The organism is Bradyrhizobium sp., assembly GCF_019244115.1.
Lineage (GTDB): Bacteria > Pseudomonadota > Alphaproteobacteria > Rhizobiales > Xanthobacteraceae > Bradyrhizobium.
The window spans coordinates 1-6,222 of record NZ_JAFATE010000708.1 but is presented as its reverse complement, the minus strand read 5'-3'; the positions used below and the strand labels follow the sequence as shown (position 1 = coordinate 6,222).

Below are 6,222 nucleotides of genomic sequence, written 5' to 3'. Positions count from 1 at the left end.
CGGTGTTCGACTGGCATGGCCTTGGCGGATCAGCTCGTCCGTGCGGGCCTCAAGCGCTTTCGTGACCTCTTCGCCGAACCCAACCGGTGCCCGCGCGATCCGGTTGCGGCTGATGAGCTGGCGGTCGAGCCAGGTCGCACCGTCGCTCGTCACCTGCCGGTCGAGGTCATAGCTGGAGAGGATCTTCATGTTCGACTGGCGGCCGCGCTGCGCGTCATAGGCCAGGGCGCGTTGCTCGAAATCCTCGGGAATGAGCCAGCGGTCCGCGCCGAGGCGCTCAACGATCCCTGCCCGCCGGAGCGCCTCCAGGCGGCGCACATGGCTGTTCACAAAGGCGTCAGCGTCCGCCGCAGGTGGGAGGTGCACATGGCCGAAGTCGATCAGCTTGCGATGATTGGACGGCCGGTACTCGCCAAGACCATGCGACAGCTCGGCGATGGCCCGGTCGGCCGGGCGCAGGTCCGGCTTTCGACCAGCCTGGACGATGCTGCCGATGCGCGCCTCCTTGGCGATGTCGATCTCCCCGATCTCGACACGATGGACGCGCCCGTCCACGCCGTCGATGACGAGTCCAATGCGGTCGCCCAGTTCGTCAATCAGCCGCTTGCCGATGAGCCGTCCCACGACGGGCTCCCCCTCCGTCCCTGAGCCGATCACGAAGCTGCCGGCCGCCCTCTCCTCCCCGCGCCGCTCAAGCGCCCGGTGCATGGCCTTGATGATGTCGCCGCGCTCGCCCAATTCGCGCATCGCCGGCTCCAGCCGCTCCGAGAGCGTCCACACACCCGCCTCCCCTTCCCGGGCAAGTCCATAGCGCTCAAGTGTCTGGAGCCGGCCGATGCGCAGGGTTCGGTCGAAGTCGGCGCGGACCTGGCCGGCCTCGGGACGCAGATCGAGCGGGCTTCCCGCGGCCTCCTCGATCATCGCCCGGTCGATGCGGGTGAAGCGCTCGGCGCCTATCTCGGCCTGCAGCTTCTGCCGCAGCTCCAGATCCGTTTCCGGCCCGAGCTCCAGCGTCGCTCGCTCCTGCGCCCGCAGCCGCACGCCATCAGTGATGTAGTCCTGGGCGATGATCAGGTCCTTGCCGAGGTCGTCCTTGCCGCGGACGACGACATGGCTGTGCGGATGGCCGGTGTTGAAATGGTCGACCGCCACCCAATCGAGTTTGGTGCCGAGATCGGCTTCCATCTGGCTCATCACGTCCCGGGTGAAACCGCGTAAATCCGTCAGGCGGTCGCCGTCCTCCGGGGAGACGATGAATCGGAACGAATGGCGGTCTTCGGCGCCGCGCTCGAGGAAGACGCCGCGATCGGCATGATCGGTGTCGCGGCTATAGAGTTCACTCCATCGCGGGTCGTGCCGTCCCGCTCGAGGTAGCGCAGGTGCGCGCCAGCAGCGCCTGAGCCGAGCTTGTGCCGGACGATGCGAGCCTTGATCACGACCCTGCGCTGCCGAGGCCCCCGTCCCTCAGCTGCCTGGCGCTTGAGCGCGTCGGCGACTTTCTGGCCACGCCCAATGCGGGAGCAGCGCCCCTTGCGGGGCGCACCACCACACCGGCCTGTCCCGCGCAGCTGCGCTGGCGTTAGCGGTCCGCCGTTGGCCTTTGCTGCCGCGCGCAAGACTTGGTTGATAAAACTCTGGCTGCGTGGCCGCGCGCCGCGTCCGCCATCGCGGATACGGCCGGGTCGAATGCGAAGCTTGGAAGCATCATCGCTCATGGCTGAACGGTGAGCCCACGCCCGTCTATTCTCAAGGAACAACCGGAGGAACGTGCACAATAGCGTAGAAAAACAGGTGCTTAGGCGGCTCAGAACCCCGCGTCGCTGATAGGCCATCCTAAAAACAATGTGCAGACAACGGCTTAAGGGCAAACGCCAGTTTGCTTTAATCTTGCCGTCCAAGGTCGCGTCCAAATCCTCCGCGTCTTTCCGATATTCTGTTCCCTATCTCACTCCGGGTTCTCTGCTTCTCCGCTGCACTGGAGCAGCTCCGGGAGGCCGTCTCGCCGTTGCTGGGCGAAGGCAGCAAGGCCGTTCTCATCTGCACATCCCTCGGCCCAAGACCGAAGCACTCCGAAACGCGGAGGGCTCTTGCGACGGCAACCTTGATGCTGTGGGCGCGGCATTTAATCAGCGCACAACTTGCAGCAAATCTGCAGAAATACGCCGGATCGAGCGAAAACGAAACCATCAGGCCAAGTGGCAAAGTAGATCTCCGCGCCATGCACACGGAGAACTGTCCTGTTGCTCTCCGGGCGTTCCCGAGCATGCAATCGAAGCGATGAACTTCGGCCTCACGGGCCTCGCCGAGTAAGCCGGAGCGCTCGGACTATCGCATGCGCTGTGCATCTGGCGCGATCGCCGTGGAAGATTCCAGCAACGAAATGGACTGGCATCCCTGAGTGACTGAGCTCAATTAGGCAGCGCCGCTAATCAAGCGCGCACTCGCTAGCAACGTTGGCCTAGGTTTACCGCTACGGCGTCGCGCGCAGCAGCATGCTCTTCGAGTAGCGCGTTAGCCTCAGTCTGGCCGCTGGCAATCGCGGCCATTGCCGACGTCGCGGCGGACGAGCGCTCGCCGCGCTGCGCGACCTCGAGTGGGCGCTTGGTGGAGATGATGGCGATCACGATGGAGATCGCGCGGCCGGCGTGATGGAGTCGCGTCATCTACTATTCGCCGCAGTGCTCTGTCGGAGGGCTGCAGCGTGCGATGGCGCACAAATTGGCCATTCAGCTGCAGCGTCCCACGTGGCACCTATGTTGAACTGCGATAGCGGCCCGGAGCCGTGCAGAGGCGGCAGACGAACCGCCCAATCCTGGCGCGTCACTGCCGTCGCTCGTTCGTATTGGTCCGCTCAGGATCGCTCAGAGCTTGGCCGCCACCGGCAGTTCTGACGAGCCATCGCGGTCTCGGCCGCAATAGCGTCCGGCTCCGCGGCTGCTTTGGTCAGCCTCTTCGCTATCGGACCGCCAGCCGGGATATCCATGCGGGCGTGCCAGTCGATACGCGAGGAGGAGCTTCTCATCATGTCCGAAACCATTCCGACCCATCCATTCGATGACATGGAGGCTTTGGCCTGGTTGCGCTCTCAGCCTGACGGTCGCGTGACCGCCAGCGCGGCTGAACTCGGCCGCCAATGGGGCTGGAACAGGATGCGGACCGGTCGTCGGTTGAAAGCGTGGGAGAAGGCCGGACTGATCCACCGTAACACCGAGGCGATCATCGTCACCAACACCGCTACACCGATCGTTACCGATGTTACGGCGACTGTTACAGAGGCCGCTGCTGTTACAGCCGTGGCCGAGTCTACGGCGACGCAACGTTACATGACACCGGTCAAGCTCGCTGCATTCATCGTGGCGCTGGTGCTCGCCTCAGTATCGGCCGCCTTCTCCATCGATGGCCTCACCGCAATCTTCGCCAGCGCGTTCTGGCCCGTCATCACCATGGGTGCTGCACTGGAAGCGGGGAAGCTCGTCGCCGCGGCGTGGCTGACCGAGCATTGGAACTCGGCGCCGCCGCTCCTCCGCCTGGTCCTTCTCACGATGATCAGCGTCTTGATGGGCCTGAACGCGGTCGGCGTGTTCGGCTTTCTCACGCGCGCCCACCTCGATCACATGGCATCCGTAGATCTGGCGCTCGCGGACAGAACCGCCGACACGGAGGCTCGCCTCGCCATCCAAGGTCAGACCGTCTCGGACCTCGATCGGCGGATCGCTCAGATCGACGCGGCCATCGAGGCGTCGACCCGGCTTGGCCGCCCTGTCAGCGCGATGACAATCGCCGACCAGAAACGCCGTGATCGGGCAGACATCGTTGCGGAGCGCCAGCGCGAGGCGCAGGCACTCGCCCGTCTGCAGATCGAGAAAGCCAAGATCGACGCCCAGCGTCGGCGCGCCGAGGCGGCCGTCGGCCCGGTGCGATATCTCGCCGAGCTGATTGGTACGCCGCCTACCGACCTCGAGCGACCGGTCCGCCTGCTCACTCTGGCGCTCGTCGCCGTCCTCGATCCGATGGCGGTGGTGCTCCTGCTTGCCGCTGGCATCGACACGACGCGTGTGGGCTCGCGCTGACCTTTTGCCGATGCCCGAGTGCAAGAGGACGCTCATCGCCAGCAGGAGCGAAGAGCCGTGGCGCCTCGCGGGTGCGAGGCGCCGCGAGGTGGTCAGCGCGACCAGAGCAGCGCGTAGGCGTCATCGATGGCGACGAGGTTGGCGTAGATCGGCCCCGGGAAGGACGGGTCGTCGAGCTTGACCGAGTGATAGATGATGTTGTCTTTAGAGGTTCGCTGCCACGCGGCTCCTACCTCTACGGTGCCGGCCATCACGCGCAGGTTCGGAGCCTTCTCGCTCTGCGGGGATTCGGCTGGGAGCAAGCGCGCCTTGACGTTGAGCGAGAGCGTCTTGATGGTGCCGGTGAACGAGCCATCTTCGGCGCGGGTGAAGGTGCCAATCTGAGCCATCGTGATCTCCTGTTTCTGTTCCAAGCCCGCGACCATCGCGGCCTTGATGGCGATCTCTGAGCGCCGCAACGACCGGCCCGCAGCCTTGGCCCGCAGCGCAGCGGAGGACGGCGGCTGAGCGATCTTGTTGTCTCGCGAGGAATGCCGCCGTTTGGCGGCAGGTGAAGAAGATCGCGAACAAGCCATTGCGGGTGGAGGTCGGCGAGCGCCGCGAGCGCATTGTGGCGCGTGATCCGCCAGCAAAAGGCCAGTACGGACGTCGGCACGGGCAGCACGACAGGAGGCAATCGGCAAAAATCCCTACCAGCTGCCGGAACCCTGAGACACCAGCGGGAGCGCGACCGATGCACGGCGGCTTGCTCAGCCAACGGAAGCGATACCAGTCCGGTTGTGGGCCCCCAGACGAGGTGACCAGACCAGAAACACCGCTTCACGATGCCCTTGCCACCACATGAGCCGAACCGTCCCTTTGCTACGCTAGGAAAGCCAAATACCGCTCCCTTACGGAAAAGATCTCCCTACGCGACGTGTTTTCTAGTTTGGTTCAGCGACTGAGCGGCTGAAAAGACGTTCGTACCAGATCACGGCTGCCGGGGCTGGATACGGGAAGTGGTCCGATGAACACCGCGTTTCTTTTGATGGCGCAGTATGGAGGTAAGGCAATCGTTCCGATCGAAGACGTGTGTCGGGATTATTTTTCGCACCTGAAATAGCTATCCCGCTAGTCCGAATGGAAGCAAGCCAAAAATGCGCAAAAGGCGTCCATCTTCTGGATCTGGCCAGATATCTCGACGCACGAGTTGAGGCCGCCAGAAAAGAAATGAAAGCTCTGACGAGCTAGGTTACCAGTCGAGCTTGACAGTTTGAGCGACGGATTTCGCCAGCAGAGTTGGCGCTGCCGCTGGGCGGGTCGCGAGCTTAGCAAAATGCGTTTTCAGCGCCCTTGCCTGCGCTGGCCCTCGCCTTTGCACCCTCGGGCTTCGGGCGCCAACCAAGTTTCTGAATCAAACTTCCAGTCGAAATGATCGAGAAACGTTCAAACATCACCCGCAAAGCACGGCGATCCTGAGTCGGTACTTCATTTGGTACGACATGGCTCATAGCGACCGCGCTTAAGTGCTGATTGCGCTTCGCTTTTTAAGATGTCGCGGTCCAATCCATCATCGGCGCCACGGAAAATTTCCAGCGTAAGTCACTCATATTGCTTATCTATTTTGTTTGGCTTCACTCGATCCTCTATGTGGTTGGGCCGATTGAGGATTGGCTCGACCCACCTTGCGCAGATTGCTTCTTCTAGGATCAAGTGGGTCTGAATTGGAAGAGAAATCGGGCTTTCGGATTCTCAGTGCACACGAGGACCGGCGTGGGACAGCCGGCGGGTCAGCCGCGACTGCGTCCGTCGGCTGAGGGCACACGGCCTGGGCCACAACACTGAGGGAAGAATTGCTTGATCACCTCGGACGCCATATGCATTAGCAGCGCATACTGCATGCGCCGCATACCACGAGTCGGATTTGCGAGGTTCGCGGCACAAGTGCCGGCATCTGGAATACGAACCGGTGCCCTGCGTCGCCAAGCGACTGCAGCACATCAGCTTCAACCATTGGCGAGTTAGTTTCTGACAAAAAAGTCAGCGTCTCCTTCGCCCTCTGTAAGCGAACGTGCTTAAGCACGTGATCACCGCTGCCTCTTGCTGATACGGCAGTTCTGGAGGTTGATCAAATTTAGATGATCCTTCAAACGGTGATGGCCGCTTGTCGTCA

General features: G+C 62.8%; 4 protein-coding genes and 1 pseudogene. 2 read left to right on the top strand and 3 right to left on the bottom strand.

All coding sequences use genetic code 11. The features are described from left to right. Together JOZ76_RS30565 and JOZ76_RS30560 are read right to left on the bottom strand one after the other, a co-directional pair. The coding region (locus JOZ76_RS30565) for a DUF3363 domain-containing protein (RefSeq protein WP_291705092.1) at positions 1 to 1,185 on the bottom strand (1,185 nt) is incomplete at its 3' end. Between the two features lie 1,259 nt (positions 1,186 to 2,444). Further along, positions 2,445 to 2,663 carry a hypothetical protein gene (locus JOZ76_RS30560; protein WP_291705090.1) on the bottom strand — a complete coding sequence of 73 codons (219 nt, stop codon included), beginning with the start codon at positions 2,661 to 2,663 and terminating at the stop codon, positions 2,445 to 2,447. A gap of 360 nt (positions 2,664 to 3,023) precedes the next feature. On the opposite strand from JOZ76_RS30560, the gene JOZ76_RS30555 reads away from it, so the two are divergent. Continuing rightward, a complete protein-coding gene (locus tag JOZ76_RS30555; protein ID WP_291705088.1) occupies positions 3,024 to 4,070 on the top strand; it encodes a hypothetical protein in 1,047 nt (348 codons plus the stop codon). Positions 4,071 to 4,162: 92 nt separating this feature from the next. Here the strand turns inward: JOZ76_RS30555 and JOZ76_RS30550 are convergent, their stop codons facing one another. Continuing rightward, positions 4,163 to 4,459, bottom strand: a complete 297-nt coding sequence (locus JOZ76_RS30550) for a DUF736 domain-containing protein (protein ID WP_291705086.1) — start codon at positions 4,457 to 4,459, stop codon at positions 4,163 to 4,165. 617 nt (positions 4,460 to 5,076) lie between these two features. Between JOZ76_RS30550 and JOZ76_RS30545 the strand changes: the two are divergent. Then, a pseudogene (locus JOZ76_RS30545) lies at positions 5,077 to 5,300 on the top strand (pyocin activator PrtN family protein). The last annotated feature ends 922 nt before the right edge of the window (positions 5,301 to 6,222 follow it).